16 protein-coding genes are annotated in these 15,505 nt (G+C 69.2%); 2 read left to right on the top strand and 14 right to left on the bottom strand.

Annotation, left to right across the window (positions count from 1 at the left end; genetic code table 11):
* Positions 1-17 precede the first annotated feature (17 nt).
* The 4 genes from ABZ664_RS21875 to ABZ664_RS21860 are packed head-to-tail and all read right to left on the bottom strand — an operon-like array spanning position 18 to position 4,903.
* Positions 18-1,709: a thiamine pyrophosphate-binding protein gene (locus ABZ664_RS21875; RefSeq protein ID WP_362512665.1), complete on the bottom strand. Its 1,692-nt coding sequence runs from the start codon at positions 1,707-1,709 to the stop codon at positions 18-20.
* A 51-nt stretch (positions 1,710-1,760) separates the two neighbouring features.
* The gene (locus tag ABZ664_RS21870) at positions 1,761-2,624 is read right to left on the bottom strand and encodes a carbon-nitrogen hydrolase family protein (protein ID WP_362512662.1); all 864 of its coding nucleotides are present in this window, start codon (positions 2,622-2,624) and stop codon (positions 1,761-1,763) included.
* A gap of 12 nt (positions 2,625-2,636) precedes the next feature.
* Positions 2,637-4,052, bottom strand: a complete 1,416-nt coding sequence (gene hydA / locus ABZ664_RS21865) for a dihydropyrimidinase (protein ID WP_362512659.1) — start codon at positions 4,050-4,052, stop codon at positions 2,637-2,639.
* Complete coding sequence (locus ABZ664_RS21860; RefSeq protein WP_362512656.1) at positions 4,049-4,903, bottom strand: ABC transporter permease; 855 nt, start codon at positions 4,901-4,903, stop codon at positions 4,049-4,051. Before ABZ664_RS21860 ends, hydA begins: the two co-directional genes overlap by 4 nt.
* Before the next feature lie 365 nt (positions 4,904-5,268).
* Between ABZ664_RS21860 and ABZ664_RS21855 the strand changes: the two genes are divergently transcribed.
* Positions 5,269-6,108 (top strand): FAD binding domain-containing protein, encoded by an 840-nt coding sequence (locus ABZ664_RS21855; protein WP_362512653.1) that lies wholly within the window; start codon positions 5,269-5,271, stop codon positions 6,106-6,108.
* Between the two features lie 347 nt (positions 6,109-6,455).
* Here ABZ664_RS21855 and ABZ664_RS21850 read toward each other — a convergent pair whose 3' ends face one another.
* The 3 genes from ABZ664_RS21850 to ABZ664_RS21840 form a co-directional block, all read right to left on the bottom strand.
* Positions 6,456-7,118: an FCD domain-containing protein gene (locus tag ABZ664_RS21850; RefSeq protein WP_362512650.1), complete on the bottom strand. Its 663-nt coding sequence runs from the start codon at positions 7,116-7,118 to the stop codon at positions 6,456-6,458.
* Positions 7,119-7,266: 148 nt separating this feature from the next.
* The gene (locus ABZ664_RS21845; RefSeq protein WP_362512646.1) at positions 7,267-8,802 is read right to left on the bottom strand and encodes a sugar ABC transporter ATP-binding protein; all 1,536 of its coding nucleotides are present in this window, start codon (positions 8,800-8,802) and stop codon (positions 7,267-7,269) included.
* Between the two features lie 34 nt (positions 8,803-8,836).
* Positions 8,837-9,769 (bottom strand): sugar ABC transporter substrate-binding protein, encoded by a 933-nt coding sequence (locus ABZ664_RS21840; protein ID WP_362512642.1) that lies wholly within the window; start codon positions 9,767-9,769, stop codon positions 8,837-8,839.
* A gap of 270 nt (positions 9,770-10,039) precedes the next feature.
* Between ABZ664_RS21840 and ABZ664_RS21835 the strand changes: the two genes are divergently transcribed.
* Positions 10,040-10,234, top strand: a complete 195-nt coding sequence (locus tag ABZ664_RS21835) for a hypothetical protein (RefSeq protein WP_362512638.1) — start codon at positions 10,040-10,042, stop codon at positions 10,232-10,234.
* Between the two features lie 263 nt (positions 10,235-10,497).
* Here ABZ664_RS21835 and ABZ664_RS21830 read toward each other — a convergent pair whose 3' ends face one another.
* The 7 genes from ABZ664_RS21830 to ABZ664_RS21800 form a co-directional block, all read right to left on the bottom strand.
* The gene (locus ABZ664_RS21830) at positions 10,498-10,986 is read right to left on the bottom strand and encodes a hypothetical protein (protein WP_362512635.1); all 489 of its coding nucleotides are present in this window, start codon (positions 10,984-10,986) and stop codon (positions 10,498-10,500) included.
* A 43-nt stretch (positions 10,987-11,029) separates the two neighbouring features.
* A complete protein-coding gene (locus tag ABZ664_RS21825) occupies positions 11,030-11,275 on the bottom strand; it encodes a pyridoxamine 5'-phosphate oxidase family protein (protein ID WP_362512631.1) in 246 nt (81 codons plus the stop codon).
* A gap of 268 nt (positions 11,276-11,543) precedes the next feature.
* Complete coding sequence (locus tag ABZ664_RS21820; protein ID WP_362512628.1) at positions 11,544-12,236, bottom strand: formylglycine-generating enzyme family protein; 693 nt, start codon at positions 12,234-12,236, stop codon at positions 11,544-11,546.
* 249 nt (positions 12,237-12,485) lie between these two features.
* On the bottom strand, positions 12,486-13,202 hold the full coding sequence (locus ABZ664_RS21815) for an NIPSNAP family protein (RefSeq protein WP_362512625.1): 717 nt from the start codon (positions 13,200-13,202) through the stop codon (positions 12,486-12,488).
* A 65-nt stretch (positions 13,203-13,267) separates the two neighbouring features.
* On the bottom strand, positions 13,268-13,690 hold the full coding sequence (locus ABZ664_RS21810) for an Rrf2 family transcriptional regulator (protein WP_362512622.1): 423 nt from the start codon (positions 13,688-13,690) through the stop codon (positions 13,268-13,270).
* Between the two features lie 272 nt (positions 13,691-13,962).
* Positions 13,963-14,757 carry an IclR family transcriptional regulator gene (locus ABZ664_RS21805; RefSeq protein WP_362512618.1) on the bottom strand — a complete coding sequence of 265 codons (795 nt, stop codon included), beginning with the start codon at positions 14,755-14,757 and terminating at the stop codon, positions 13,963-13,965.
* Positions 14,741-15,298: a DJ-1/PfpI family protein gene (locus tag ABZ664_RS21800; RefSeq protein WP_362512615.1), complete on the bottom strand. Its 558-nt coding sequence runs from the start codon at positions 15,296-15,298 to the stop codon at positions 14,741-14,743. The genes ABZ664_RS21805 and ABZ664_RS21800 overlap by 17 nt, the downstream gene beginning before the upstream one ends.
* Positions 15,299-15,505: the final 207 nt, after the last annotated feature.

The raw sequence follows: 15,505 nt of genomic DNA, 5'->3' as shown, positions 1-15,505 counted from the left end.
GGCCTCCTCGGTTCAGATCAGATGGCGGACGGGTCGATGCCCTGGTTCGCGTACGAGGTGACGGGGGCGATCGCCTCTCGGTCGACGCGGGCGTCGATCAGCGTGGGAGCATCGCTCCGCAGCGCCGCGGCCAGAGCGTCGTCCAGCTCCCTCTTGGAACGTACCAGGACGCCGTCGGCGCCCAGCGAGCGAGCCGCCGCACCGTAGTCGAGGTCGGAGAAGTCGTTGATCTCCGGGATGACGTTCTTCTCGACGTACTTCTGCAGGTGGTACTCGAAGGCCAGGGTGCCGTTGTTGACCACCACGATCGTGGCCGGGATACCCACCCGTACCGCGGTCTCCAACTCGGCGATGTTGTAGCCGGCCCCGCCGTCACCGGTGACGCAGACCACCCGGCGGTCGGGCGCCGCCAGCTGGGCGCCGAGCGCTCCGGGAATCGCCCAGCCGAGTGAGCCCGCGGCTCGCAGGAAGGTGGTTCCCGCCTCGCGTGCCTGGTAGAGAACTCCCACCCAGGCGGCCATGTAGCCGGTGTCGGCGACCACGACGTCGCTGGGCGAGAGCGACTCGGACAGCGAGGACACCACCTCGCGGGGGTGCATCTGCCTGGATTCGCCGCCCGCCGAGGGCACCTTGAGCGCGGTGTCGCGCCAGGCGGCAACCCGCTCGCTCACCGAGGCCACCCACGTGGTGTCCCGCGCGCCCGCCCCGGCCTGGGGGGCGGTGTCGAGCGCGGCGAGCAGGGCCTGGGCGGTGAGTTTCACGTCCGCCATCACGTTGAGCGCCGCCGACGGGTCCAGCGAGTCCGAGCGGGTGTCGACCCTGATGAGGTCCATCGAGGAGAACATCGAGAAGGAGTCGCTGGTCACGCTGCCCAGCCGGCTGCCGAGTACAAGCACGAGGTCGGCCTCGTGGACGACGTCGTTGGCCACGCCCGCCGCGTAGCGGCCCACCACGCCCACCGCGAGTGGGTGCGCCTCGCTGATGGACGCCTTGCCTCCGATGGAGGTGACGACCGGTGCCTGCAGGGCGTTGGCCAGCATCTGCAGCTCGGGGTCGGCGCCCGAGACCCGGGCGCCGGAGCCCGCCATGATCACGAGCCGGCGCGCGGAGGACAGCCGGGCCACGATCGCCTGGACCGCCTCCGGCGAGGGAGCCACCCGGTACTGCGGGGCTCGCAGGCGGGCTGCCTGAGCGTCCTGCGCGCCGTTGTTCTCCAGCGGCTCGGCCAGCACGTCGCGTGGGATGTCCAGGTGCGCGGGGCCGGGTGCGCTGGTCGCCTCGTGCATGGCGCGCAGCAGCATCGACCGCACGTGCTCGCCGCGGAGCGCCTCACCGGCCCAGTGGGTCACCGGCCGGTGCATCGCCAGCTGGTCCAGCAGCTGGTACTCGTGGCGGTCACGGGTCGCCGCGGGCACCGAGCTGGTCAGGGAGACGACCGGGCTCATCGCCCAGTAGGCGTCCGCGATCGCCGAGGCGATGTTGGCCGAACCCGGGCCGTGCTGGCCGTAGACGAAGGTCGGGCGACCGGTCATCCGGGCATAGCCGTCGGCCATGTAAGCCGCGCCCTGCTCGCTCCGGCAGGGGATCATCCTGATGCCCTCGCGCTGCAGGGCGGTCCACAACGCGGGGTCACCGCCGGTCAGCATGAAGAAGGTGTCGATCTCCTGCGCCCGCAGGGTCTCGGCGACGACATCGGCCACTCGTCTCATGGGGGCTCTCCTAGGTTCAGGTTCGGAATCGGCTAGATGACTTGGGCAGGCTCAGAGCCGGTACAGGGCGGGGCGACGGCTCGCGGCCAGTCCCATCGCCGCACGTACCGAGTCGAGGTGCGCCTCGTCGTACGGCGCGGAGGCCTGCTCGAAGGGGCCGCGGTCCGCCGAGTTCAGCACGGTCCCATCGGGGCCGAGCACGGCCGACCGCCCCAGGTAGTCGACCGTCGTCCCGCCTGGTAGCGACTCCGGGCCGACGCGATTCGCCACGACGGCGTACACCGACTGCTGGAGCGCCATCGCCTGCATCTCGGCGAGGAAGGTCGGTGCCGTTCCCGCCGGTGACGCGGTGGGGACCGCGACGATGCCGACCTCGCCTGCGCGCAGGGTGGACCATGCCTCGGGGAAGTGCCGGTCGTAGCAGATCAGCACGCCCAGCCGGGCGAAGTCGAGGTTCCACACCACCAGTTCGGGGCCTGGCTGGAAGTACTGGTCCTCCAGGAAGACCGAGCCGTAGTGACGGACGTTGCACAGGTGGGTCTTGTCGTAGACGAGCACCTCATCGCCCGACAGCATGCCCCGGCCGGGGAGCACCTCTCCGGCCCGGTCGAAGACGACCGCGGCGTTGCGGATGCGGTCCGGCCCCGGCAGGCACAGGCCGGCCACGACGTAGCAGGCCGTCCGCCGCGCGAGGCGGCGGTAGGGGGCGAACACGCTCTCGGTGTCCTGGTCGGCCAGGGTGTCCGCGAGCCACTCGCCCAGGTCGGGGGCGACCGGGAAGTAGGGGACGTTCGCGATCTCCGGGAGCACGATCAGGTCGTGCGGGCCCTCCGCCAGATGCAGGGCGTCCACCGTCGCGGCGTCCACTCCTCCGGCGGCGACCTGTGCCGCCGTCAGTACGCGTTCGTTCGCCACTTCACCACCTGCTCAGACCGTGTCGTAGGAGCTAGGGCCGCGCCGGATGAGCCGCCCGCGGCCAGGGCGGCTGATGGCCTGCCCCCGCTCGGCGACCAGCTCGCCGCGCGAGTAGACGTGGCGCGGCCAGCCGTGGCACTCGTAACCCTCGTACGGGTCGTAGTCGGCCTTGGAGTGCATCTGGTCGGCGGTGAGTACCCGCACGTCGGCCGGGTCGATGACGGCGATGTCGGCGTCCGAGCCGACTGCGATGACGCCCTTCTTGGGGTACATCCCGAACAGCCTCGCCGGGTTCGCGGAGGTCACCGCGACGAAGCGGCAGGGGTGCAGACGTCCGGTGCGCACGCCCTCGGAGAACAGCATCGGCACGCTGGTCTGCAGGTTGGACACGCCTGCCGGGATCTTCCAGAACGGCGCCTCGGCCAGCTTCTGCTCGCTGCGCCACGGGGCGTGGTCGGTGGCGTAGGTGTCGATGTCACCCAGGCGCAGGCCCTCCCAGAGCGCGTCGCTGTCCTCGGTGGAGCGGATCGGCGGCAGGCAGACGAACTTGTTGCCCTCGGACTCGGGCAGCTCGTAGACGCTCTCCTCAAGGAAGAGGTAGACCGGCCGGGTCTCCACGAAGATCTTGTCGAAGCGGCCGCGCACCTCGCGGACCGCGTCCAGCGCGGCGGCGGTCGACAGGTGCACGAAGTACACCGGAGCCTTGAGGAAGGCCGCGTATTCGGCGATCTTCCGGGTGGCGATCGCCTCGGCCTGCGCCGGCCGGGCCTGCGGCAGGTACTCCACGCCGGTCTGCCCGCGGCTGCGGAAGGACTCGGTGAGGTGCTCGATGAGGGCGCCGTCCTCGGCGTGCACGTTGACCAGGATGTTGTTCTCCGCCGCCGCCTCCAGCACCCGCAGGATGCCCGAGTCGGGCAGCTGGAACCCGGTGACCGCGCCGAAGACCTTGACGCTGGTGAATCCGTCGGCCGCCAGGGCGGGGAACTCCTTCACCGCGGTTTCGGCATCGCCGGTCACGACGACGTGCAGGCCGTAGTCGATGTTCGCCTGGGTCTTGGCTAGTTCCAGGTCACGGTCGACGGCGGTCCGCAGCGGCTCGCCGTCCTCCTGGAAGGCGTAGTTGATGATGGTGGTGATGCCGCCGGAGGCTGCGGCCTGGGTGCCGGTGTCGTAGTCGTCGGCGTTGTGCGACCCGACGTAGCTCACCCAGTGGTGGAAGTGCGTGTGCACGTCGATCGCGCCGGGCACCACGAAGCATCCGGCGGCGTCCACGATTTCAACGGCGGGGGTGTCGATCTCGCCGAGCGCCACGATGACGCCGTCCCTGATTCCGACGTCCATCGGCTCCATCGACTCCGCGTTGACGACCACGCCGTTGCGGATGATGAGGTCCAGAGGCTGGATCTCGGATTGTCCAATGGCGCTCATGCGGTCACTCCCTTAGTACTGATCTTTGAAAGACGGTCGAGCAGCGCGGCGACGAGGATCAGGGAACCGATCGCGACCTGCTGCCAGAAGGCGGTGACGTTCAGCAGCACCAGCCCGTTCTGGATGCTGGCGATCAGGACGGCCCCGACGAGCGTCCCGGCGATGCCGCCTACCCCGCCGTTGAGCGACGTGCCACCGATCACGACCGCGGCGATCGCCGCCATGAGGTCGGCGCCGCCGACGGTCCCGGAGCCGGCGTCCAGCCGGGAGGCGAGGATGATGCCCGCGACGCCGGCCAGGCTTCCACTGATCACGAGCACGATCGCCCTGGTGCGCCGTACGTTCACTCCCGACAGCCGGGCCGCCTCCGGGTTTCCGCCGACGGCGTAGATGTTCAGGCCGAACGAGGTGCGGTGCAGTACGAGGGCGAGCACGGCCAGGACCACCGCGGCGACCAGGACCGGCACCGGGACGCCGAACAGGCTGCCCTGGCCGATCGCGCCGAACTGGGGGCCCAGTCCGAACACCGAGGTCCCCTGCGTGAGCAGGTAGGCCGAGCCGCCGGCCACGCTGAGCATGGCCAGGGAGGTGACGAACGAGGGCACGCCCAGCTTGCTGGTGAAGAACGCGTTCACCCCGCCGACCGCGGCGCCGGCGAGCACACCGAGCACCAGGGCGATCGGCCAGGGCAGCCCCACGGTCACGATGAGAACGGCGGCCAGCGAGCCTGCCAGTGCCTCCACCGAGCCGAGCGACAGGTCGATCTCCCCGGCGATGAGTGCCAAGGTCAGCCCGCCCGCGATGATCGCCAGGGTTGAGGCGGCAAGAAAGATGTTCAGCAGATTCGACACGGTGGCGAAGCTCGGGGCGGCCACTGTGAGACCGATCCAAATGATGATCAGGGCCGCTGTGGTCCCGCCGACCGAGGATCGTGCTCCGCGCAGGATCCGGGCCGCGCGACCGGCTGGGGGAGCCGGGGCCCGCGTGCGCAATGGCCCGCTTTGCGCCTGTTGGGTTTTCACGTGCCCTCCTGCCCTTCCAAGGGTCGAAGCAAGTGGAATGCCCGGAAGCCTGGCAGAGAGCGGTGGCACCCGTCAAGACATTGGCCTGACCAATTTCAGATAACGGTCGACGGTGTTCGGAAGCTTGCGGGTCTTTACCAGGGAATCTATCCTTGGTCTGCAAAAACTGGTCAGTCCAGCTGTTGGAGGACGTCATGAAGCCCGCGACGATGGAGTACTACGCCCCCACCGGGCTGGACGAGGCCGCGACCTTGCTGGCCGAAGCCGCCGAGGACGGCGGCAAGGTGATCGCCGGAGGCCAGAGCCTGATCCCGATGATGAACTTCCGGCTGGTCAGACCACCGGTGCTCATCGACCTGGGCGGGGTCGCGGAACTGACGTCCGTGCAGGTGAGCGGCTCCCACCTGTCTTTGGGCGCCATGGTGACCACCGCCACCGTCGCCTTGTCGGAGCAGGTACGGCGCAGCTGGCCGCTGCTCGCCCACGCGGCCACCTGGGTGGGACACGACCAGATCCGTAACCGGGGCACCGTCGGCGGAAGCGTGGTCCACGCCGACCCGTCGGCCGAGATGCCCGCCGTCATGCTCCTTGCCGACGCCCGCCTTGAGGTCCGCTCGGCCACCGCGTCACGCACCGTGGACGCTGCCGACTTCTTCTGGGGCTACATGTCCACCTCGCTGGAGGAGGACGAGATCCTAGTACGCCTCACCCTGGAGATTCCCCCGACAGGTACACGCTGGGGTTTCTGCGAGTTCGCACAGCGACACGGCGACTTCGCCGAGGCGGGGGCCGCCTGCCTGCTACCGCCAGGTGACCGGCCGCGCGTTGTTGCGTTCGGCGCCGCGGACCGGCCCTTCCGTGCCACGGAGACCGAGTCGGTACTGGACGCGGGTCCGGCCGTCGACGAGGAAAGGCTCAGGCGCGCCGTGTCCGGGGACGCGGCGCGGGAGGGGGTCACGGATCGGGCCAAGGTCCGTCTGCTCGGCACGATGGTGTGGCGGGCGGTCGCCATGGCCCGTGATCAGCAGGTCTGACCGGCCGGGGAAGAGCAGGACGAGGACGATCCGGCCCGGTACGCGCGTGCGGCGTGACAGGACACGCGTACCACGGGCACGTTTGTGGCCCGGCGTGTGCATGTCCGGGTAGGGGGCGGACACGCGTATGTATGAGCGTGCCCAAGCGGCCGGGCGCGCGGGAAGCGGCCCGGCTTGTCTCGGCCGACTCTGGGATCTCCCCGCGGATCTCGCATCAGGGCGGACCCGTAGGACCCCTGGACACTGGATCTTCGCCTGTCGTGGCCGGTCGCGCGGCACGCCGCGGGGCCGCCCGGAGAGGCGCCGTCCGAGTTCTCCTCAGTACGGTAAGAGCCGCGGGGCGGGGTCTAAGCGGGGCGGAACTGGTCTTCCACCCGAGCCAGGTGCAGTAGCATCGCCGCCCTCGCCCGCTCCGGGTCACGCGCCCGGATGGCCGCGGCGATCGCCTTGTGCTCGGCGGCCGACAGCAGCCGGGACTCGGTGCTGCTCGCGGTCACCGCGAGCACCTGATACTCCAGATCACGAATGCCGCGCACCACGCTGAGTAGCAGGCGGTTGTTCGTGCGGCGCACGATCCACTCGTGAAACGCGATGTCGAGCTCGGGGAAGGTGTGCTGGTCCGAGGCGTCCAACTCGTCCAGCAACTGGTCGAGCTCGCCGAGGTCGTCGCCCGGCAGGTGCATCGCCGCCATCGCCGCCGCCTGCGGCTCGAGAAAGCGCCGTACCTCGAAGAGGTCGATCTCCGAGCCGCGGACCAGCCGGAACGCGTAGCTCAGCGGAGCCAGGAGAAACTCCGGACTCAGGTCCGTGACGTAGGTGCCGGCACCGCGCCTGGACTCGACGATGTTGACGGCCTCCAGGCTGCGCAGTGCCTCGCGCACCAGCGGCCGGGAGACCCCCAGCCGCGTCGCGAGCTCTCGCTCGGCCGGCAGTGCGTCTCCGGGAGAGAGTTCGCCGTTCAGAATCAGATTGACGACGTGCTCTTTCACATCGTGAAGAGGGCCAGACACGGTCTTCACGGTACCGGAGGCCTGCCGCTGATGTGAAAAGCGAGAGGGCGCCGACGCGCCGTCGGCACCCGGCCGTGCCCGCCCCGGGCCGGCGACCGGTTTCGCCGGTTCGGGGCGGTCGGCGGTGTTCACCGTTTCCGTCATGGCGTCAGGCTGCGGGATGCATCGAGGAGGAGGTTGTCGCATGACGCATGATCTCCTTTTCGTCCGTCCCGCGAGGCAGTTCGGCGACGATGGCACCGCGGCGGAAGACCAGCACCCGGTCGCTCATGCCGCAGATCTCCTGGCCGTCCGAGCTGACCAGGATCACGGCCACCCCCGTACGGCCCAGCTCGCGCAGGATGGCGTAGATCTCCGCACGCGCGCCGACGTCCACGCCCGCCGTCGGCTCGATCAGGATGAGCACCTTCGGGCGGGTCGCCACAGACTTCGCGATGACCACCTTCTGCTGGTTGCCTCCGCTGAGGCCCCCCACCGGCGCCGCCGGATCCGAGGGCTGGATGTTGAAGTCGGCGATCGCCTCCAGCGCGGCCTGCCTGACCTGTTTCCTGCGCAGCATGGCGGCCGCGCCGCGGATCGAGCCCCGTACGGTTGGGCAGGCCGCGATCGTCAATGCGAGGTTGCGCTCGATGCTCATACCTGCCACCAGCGCGTCCGCTCGGTCCTCGGGTACGAGGCCGATCCCCTCGCGCATCGCCTGCGCGGGTGAGGAGACGTGGATTTGCCTGCCCTGGAGCGTCACCTGGCCGCCGGTAAGCGGGCGCACGCCGGCCAGGGCCTCCGCGGCCTCCACCATCCCGGCGCCGACCAGGCCGGTGAGGCCGAGCACCTCGCCGGCACGTACCTCCAGTGAGAGCGGAGGCGCATCGCCGACACCGGCATTCGAGACCGTGAGCACAGCCGCGTCGCCGGCCTGCTCCGTCGTCGGCGGGTACATCGCCTGGACCGGCCGGTCCAGCATCGCGGCGATCATGAAGTCCACGTCCAGCTCCGCCTTGCCGAGTCGTTCCACGACCGCGCCGTTGCGCAGCACGGTGGCCCGGTCGCAGAGCGTCGTGATCTCGTCCAGGCGGTGACTGACGTAGACCAGCCCCACGCCGCGCTTCTGCATGCCGCGTAGTCGCTCGAACAGCGCGTCGCGGTCGGCGGCGGTCAGCGAGGCCGTCGGCTCGTCGAGGATCAGCACCCTGGCGTCGGTGGCCAGCGCGCGGGCGATCTGGACGAGCTGGGCTTCGGGCACCGACAGCGCGGAGACCTGTGTCGTGACGTCGAAGTCGAGCCCCATCATCGCCAGGGACTCTTCCACGATGGGCCTGGCACCGCGCCTGCTGAGCATTCCCCATCGGGTCGTCCGTTGCGAGGCCCGGGAGTTTCCCAGCAGGAAGTTGTCCAGGATGGTCAGCCCCTGCACCAGCGGCAGGTGCTGATGGATGGCGTAGATGCCGAGTTTCTCCGCGTGCAGCGGGTTGCGCAGCGCCGTCTGCGTGCCGCCGACCTCCAGGCGGCCTCCGTCCGGGGAGTGCACGCCGGTCAGCACTTTGATGAGTGTCGACTTGCCCGCGCCGTTCTCTCCCACGAGGGCGTGGATCTCACCCGGCTCAAGGCTGAAGTTCACCCTGTCCAACGCCTTGAAACCGGAGTATGTCTTGGTGACCTCGACGGCTTGGAGGAGTGGCCTGCTCACCTGATGTCCCCCGTCCGCCGGATGTCGTCCGCCATCAGCACTTTCCTTCGATGGCCTTGGTGACGCGGGCCCGCAGTGTGTCGTCCACCTCGAACGGCGAGCCGTTCACCGTCACGCTCTTCGCACCCTGCTCGATCTCCTTGAGGTGCTCGGTCGACAGCAGCGTGATGGGCGGCTCGATCTTGGCGGGAACCTTCTCCCCCTTGATGGTGGCGAGGGAGGCGTCGATGAACTTGGCCCCGATCTGGTCCAGGAACAGGATCCCGTCGGCCGCGAACGTGCCCTGGTAGGTCGCCTGCAGGCCGATGCAGGTGCCGTTGTAGCCGATAAGGGTGACCTTGTCCTCCAGCTTGCGGGCGCGCAGGGCGGACAGCGCGCCGAACGCCATCTCGTCGTTGTCAGCGAAGATCGCGTCGATGTCGGAGTTTGCGGTGAGCAGGTCCGTCGTCACGCGCAGCGCCTTGTCCCGTGCCCAGTCGGCAGGCTGGCGGGCGACCACCTTGGCGTTGGGCGCTGTCTCGGCCAGGCCCTGCTCAAAACCGTCGGCTCGCTCGATACCGGGAGTGTCGGCCGGTGCACCCTCCAGCACCAGAACCCGGCCGGACCCGCCGAGCTTCTCACCGAGCCATCGGCCGGCCACCTTCCCGCCCGCGGTCTCATCCCCGATGAGCGAGGACACGACCAAGCCGTTGCCGTCGGTGCCGGGCACCTGTGACTGAAGGATGAAGACTGGGATGTTCGCCTGCTTGGCCTGCTGGAGCATCGGCATGATCTGCTGCTTGTCCCACGGTTCGATGCCGAGCGCGTCGACCCGCCGCGAGATCATGGTCTGCACCTTGCTGATCATGTCCTGCATGTTGGCGCTGTCCTGAGCCAGCAGTTCCACATCGGGGTGCTTGGCGGCCTGCGCGATGGCGGCATCCGCCATGTCCTTGATCGCAGGATTGTCCCATGCCTGGGTAACCATCCCGATGGTGGTCTTACCAGTTTCGGTTGACGTCTCCGCTGAGGTGCAGGCTGCGAGAAGCATGGAAAGAATGCCTGTCGCCGCGATTGTCCAACGACGCATGATCTATCTCCAATAACCAGGGAGGGGATTCGCTAGTTGGCGGATGTTGGTGCGGTTGAGCGTGCCATTGGCCCGTTGCCCTGTCAAGATTTTGGCCTGACCAATTTCCTGAGGGCGCTCTGTGGGGCATCAGCAGCGACTTCGATTGCTGTCGTAGTCGGTGCCGGCGTGGAGTCCGTCGCCGCCGTTACCAGTGGCACCCTGATCGTCTGCGGCGCGCAGCACCCCGCTGCCCGGCGCGTCCGGACGCTGAACAGTCGTGTCCACACCCTGTTCGAGGTCGCCGAGGACCCCGAGCGGCCGCGTCGCGCCGTGGCGTTCGTCGACACGGTCCTGACCGCCGGCTCCTCAACCCCCCTGTGATCGGCCGCGCCTTCGATCTGGCCGACATCGTGGAAGCCCGCCGCTACCTGGACTCCAACGCCCGGCTCGGAGAGATCGTCGTCACTGCCCGGCGCTGACTTGGCGATCCTGTCTTCTCAGGGTGTGAGCGGTGGTGCGAGTGTCGGCCCTCCCGTGACGACGGCGGCGAACAGCCCGGGTTTGACACGATGACTCGAAGTTGCGCTGGGCGGCGCATGTCCTCGCCGCCGCCCTCGAAGCGAGGTCCTGCCCGTCGCCGGGCATCACTGACGTCTTCGAAACGTCACACCCGCCTGAGGGTCTACTGCTGCCCTCCGTGCCGGAGGGCAGCAGGACGACGGTTCGCCTGTCACCGCCTCGGTCGGTGAGGTGGGCGGAACCGCCCATGGAGATGTGACCCGGCGCTCGCCGGCGTCGGTGAAGGTCCACAGGGACGCGCGGGCCAGGTCGCAGGGCAGTGTGGCGGCCCACGGAGGATAGATCAGCTCCAGGGCGTGGGCCAGGCAGTTCGCCGTCGTCGCGCGTGTGATGACGAAGCCGTCGTGCTCGGCGCCGCGAGCCACCTCCCACCGGGTGTCACGCGTGCCGACCAGCGCCTTGGCGTTGAAGTCGCCCTCACCGCGCAGGCAGTCTCCCCTGGCATTGACGATCTCGTAGACACCCGGTTGGACGGGGCCGGCCGAAGCCGCCAGGGCGTCGGGAGCGGACAGGGCGGTGCGGCCAGGACGGCGGCGCGGGCGAGGCGGGTACACACGGATGGTCCTCCTCCCGGCGGCAACGGTGAGTTGTCAATGCTTACACAGCGTGTGCGCGGATGGAGGGAGCCGAGGCCCGGCCGAAAATCGTGCCCTCCTCCCGGACGGAGCGTCTTCGCGGCTCCGGAAGGGCTGCTCCGGTCGGATCCGGCATCATGCCGTCATCCCAGAGATACCAGGTGGCGGTGGACACCGGCCGGCCGTCGGGCTGAAGCGTCGTGATGACGGCCGGATTCGGCTTCTTCAGCATGGCGACTGCTTCCTCGGGAAGCGGCGGGTTCGACATGATCTCTCCTCTTCGCGTCGGCGCCCCTCGCGGTGGAGGTGACGTGTGCGGTTCGCGTCCCGGACGGTGACGGTCGCCTGACTCTCCGTGTGCGATCCGTCCCGTGCTGAAGTGCCGGGGGAACGCCGGTCAGCGCCGGAGCACCCGGTCCCGCACCACCGGCCGCAGGAGTGAGAGTGCCCATCTCGGGTTGAGCCGCAAACCCGCTACCTTGCCACTTTTCCCGGACCAAGGCCGCTTTGGGCCTCATCGAGGGCAAGGCCTGTCCTTACCGCGATCGGGCGAGCCGGAATCCCAGGTCGTCGATGCGGAAGGTCGGGTGGCTCTTGCGGCGGCACGACGCCCGGCACCCCCGGGGGTGATCGTAGAGACCCCCGCCCCGGAACACCCGGTACGGGCCGTAGACCTCGGGGTCGTAGACGTCCCAGCACCACTCCCACACGTTGCCGATCATGTCGTACAGCCCCCACGCGTTCGGCGCCCTGGTCGCGACGTCGTGGACCTCGCCGCCGGAGTTGCCGCGGTGCCAGGCGATCTCGTCCAGTTCCCCGTAGCGGACGCCGGTGGTCCCGGCCCGGCACGCGTACTCCCACTCGGCCTCGGTCGGGAGGCGGTAGCCGTCGGCCTCCCGGTCGAAGACCACGTCCTGGCCGTCGGGGTCGTCGCCAATCGAGTAGCAGGGGGCGAGGCCTTCCGCCCGCGAGAGCAGGTCGCAGAACCGGACGGCGTCCATCCAGGAGACCTCGGTCACCGGCGTCCGCGGCCCCGCCGGGCTCGCGGGGGCCTCACCCAGGACGGCGCGGTACAGCTCGCGGGTCACCGGATGGGGGGCCAGCTCGAAGGCCCCGATCTCGACCTTCCAGATCGCCTTCGTGCCCTCGTCCCGCAGGAAGACGTTTCCCGCCGGGATCGCGACCATGTGCTCGGCGATCGCCTCGCGCGGCGTCGACTCGGCGCTCATCGTTCGTGCTGCTCCACCCGATCGGTCCCGGACACCCCCGTCCGCGAACGCTACCAGGCGCGTCGGCGGGCCGACGGTCTCGCGGTCGCGACCGGGATTGTCGGTCTGTTCCGCTACGTTGCCGCCATGGCGAAATTCGTACTGGTGGCAGGTGCGTGGCTCGGCTCGTGGGTGCGAGACGACGTGGCCAAACCGCTGGGCGGTGCTGGCGCTGATGCTCTGACCGCCCGTCTTCGTGTGCTCCACGCCTCAGCGCAACGATGACCTGGCCGTGGGCGCCAACCGGAGCTGCCGCGGAGCGCCGGTGAGGGTTTCCGACAGTTCCGGGAGCACCCGATCGCGCCATGTGCGTGAGCCGGCCAGCCGCTCCTGGTGATCGGCGAGATCGTCAGGGCCGGCGAACCGGGAGAACCACACGAAGACGTTCTCCCCGGTGCGGACCGGCAGGGCGGGGAAGGTGTTCTCGGCGTACTCGGTCCGCAGGCAGGTGAGCGGCCGTGCTCCGGTCTCGGTCAGCACCGGTCGTACGGAGCGGTCGAAGAAGTCCGCGAACGCGTCGTCGAACGGCCGGTCGCGGTGGTAGAGCGTCGCGACGACGATCGACGTCGGAGTGGCATCGCCGAGTGCAGGCCGCGCCGCTGCCGGGAAGTCCTCTCGGGTGCGCAACAGCAGCACGTCATCGGAGTCGATCATCGTCGCGTTGGCCCGATCGCGGTTCGCCTTCCAGACCGGACCACCGTAGAAGGAACGCAACGCCTCGGCGCGGCGCTCCATGTCGGGGAATCCGCGTAGCCAGACGAATCGGTTCGGAGCGTCGAGGTCGCGGAACTGGCCGATGACGGTCATTCCCGTCGCTTCCTGCGGCTCGACGAACTCCCGCTCGAAGAGGTCGACCAGTACGTCGCGCTCACCCTCGTGCAGCGTGTACTGCCTGAGTTCGACGATCGGGTATCGACTGTCCTCCACCGGTGAGGCTCCTTCCGTGTTGATGGAACAAACATTGTTACTACTGAAGGCAGGCGTCGGCGTGCCTACAGGCAGTCCCGCAGCACGTCGGCGATCGAGGTGAGACCGAGTTCGCGGCGCAGGCTCTGGTCGGCCCGGTCGTAGACCACGTCCAGCACGGGCCGGATGCCCCTGCCGATCGGACATTCCAGGTTGGGTTCGGTGCGGTGCATGGCGAAGAGCGGCTCTCGCTCCACGGCGTCGTACACCTGAAGCAGGGTGATGTCCTCGGGCGCGCGGGCCATGCTCCAGCCGGCCCCGGCCCCGTGGCGGACCTCCACCAGGCCCGCCCGGCGCAGATCGCCGAGGCTGCGTCGGATGATCACCGCATTGGTGTTGACGCTGGCGGCGACCTGCTCAGAGGTGAGCCACTCCTGCCCGCGCCGCTGGGCGAGCGCGATCCAGGTCAGCGCGTGTACGGCGATCGTCAGCCGGCTGTTCGCGGCCATCGGCCCTCCTGTCTGTAACAAGGCATGTTACAGCTAAACGGCTGACGCGGAACCGGATGCGGGGCGCGCGAAAAGCGATCGGGGCCCTCGGCCATGCATGTTCACCGGGGCCGATCGCGATCAGGACTTCCGGACGGCGAGGCACAGGATCGGCGACGTGATCTTCCGCCAGGCCTATGGCCTGCCAGAGCACCAGAGTCGCCCATTCGAACGCATTGGATTCGCACCCTCGCGAGAACTTCGCACTTCCCGGGATATCAGGGTGCAAATGATTATTGGTCGAAGGCGGTCCCGGCATCCTCGGGGGCGTTCCACGGGCCGAGCAGCCGGGCGCTCTCGCGTACCCCCTCGATCATCAGGTCGCGGTGCGCGCGGAAGTAGCCGAGCGGGGCGGAGGCGGCGACGGCGCCGACCACGTTCGCCGAGGCGTCGAGGACGGGAACGGCGACGCAGGCCAGGTCGGGACGGAACTCCTCGACCTCCTGGGCCACCCCCGTCGCCCTCACCCGGCCCAGCTCCGCCTCGAACTCCTCCAGCCGGGTGATCGTGCTCTCGGTGAGGCGGCGCAGCCCGAACTCGGCGAGATAGGTCCTGCGTTCCGGAAGGTGCGCGAGCAGCACCTTCCCGAACGCCGTCGCGTGGGCCGCCTCGTGAAAGCCCACGTCCAGCGGCTGCACCCGCGGCGTCTCCGGCGAGTCGACCACCTCCGCGACCACGAGGTGGGCGTCCCGCAGCACGCTGTAGTAGACGGCGGTGCCGCTGATCCGGTGGGCGTGCTGCAGCGCCTCCGACACCAGCGGCGTGCTGCCGAGCTGGTCACGCAGACGCTGGTTCAGCGACGTGAGCTTGTAACCCAGGCCGTAGCCCCGGGAGTTGGGCAGCCGGACGAGGTAGCCCTCGTGGATGAGCGTGTTCAGCAGGTGGTACGTCGTGGACAGCTTGAAGCCGCAGCGCCGAGCCACGGCCTTGGCGGTGACGCCGTCACCGGCCGACGCCACCACCTCCAGCACGTGCAGCGCGCGCTGGACCGAGGAGAGGAGTCCCTGGCTCTCAGCCGGTTGCGGCACGGAGGACCTTCACGAACTCGCGCATCCACGCCGGGTGGTCGGGCCAGGCCCGCCCGGTCACCAGGTTGCCGTCCACGTGGGCCTCGCTGTCGATCCAGGTCGCGCCCGCCACCTCGACGTCCGGTGCGCAGGCCGGGTAGGCGCTGCTCTCCCTCCCCTTCAGCACGCCCGCCGCCGCGAGCAGGATCGGCCCGTGGCACAGCGCCGCGATCGGCTTGCCGGCCCCGGCGAAGTGCCTGACGATCTCCAGGCAGTCGCGGTCGTTGCGGATGTACTCGGGAGCCCGGCCGCCGGGAACGACGAGCGCCACGTACCGCTCGGGGTCGACGTCGGCGAACGCGAGGTCGGCGGGCCAGGTGTGGCCCGGCTTCTCGGTGTAGGTTTCGAAGCCGTCGACGAAGTCGTGCACCACGAACTGCAGCTTCTTGGCGCTCGGCGCGGCGATGTCCACCTCGTACCCCTCCTCGAGCAGCCGCTGGTAGGGGTACATCACCTCCAGGTCCTCCGCCGCGTCACCGGTGACGATCAGCACTTTGGCCATCGCGTAACACCTCCGTAATCAGTCTCCCCCGATCCTCATCACGCGAGGCTGCGGGGTCAACGGCGGAGATTCCACGGGTCGGTAAAACGGACATTCCCTGGTCCGCCGACCCCGTGAGATCGATGGCGCCGGTCTTTGACGGGGAGATGTGCCGTCGCGACGGGTGTCATGGCGTGTCGTCATGCGTGTGCGCACGAGCGCCTGCCG

The sequence above is a fragment of the Streptosporangium sp. NPDC006930 genome (assembly GCF_040635605.1).
GTDB lineage: Bacteria > Actinomycetota > Actinomycetes > Streptosporangiales > Streptosporangiaceae > Streptosporangium.
This window is presented reverse-complemented; position numbering and strand designations above follow the sequence as displayed.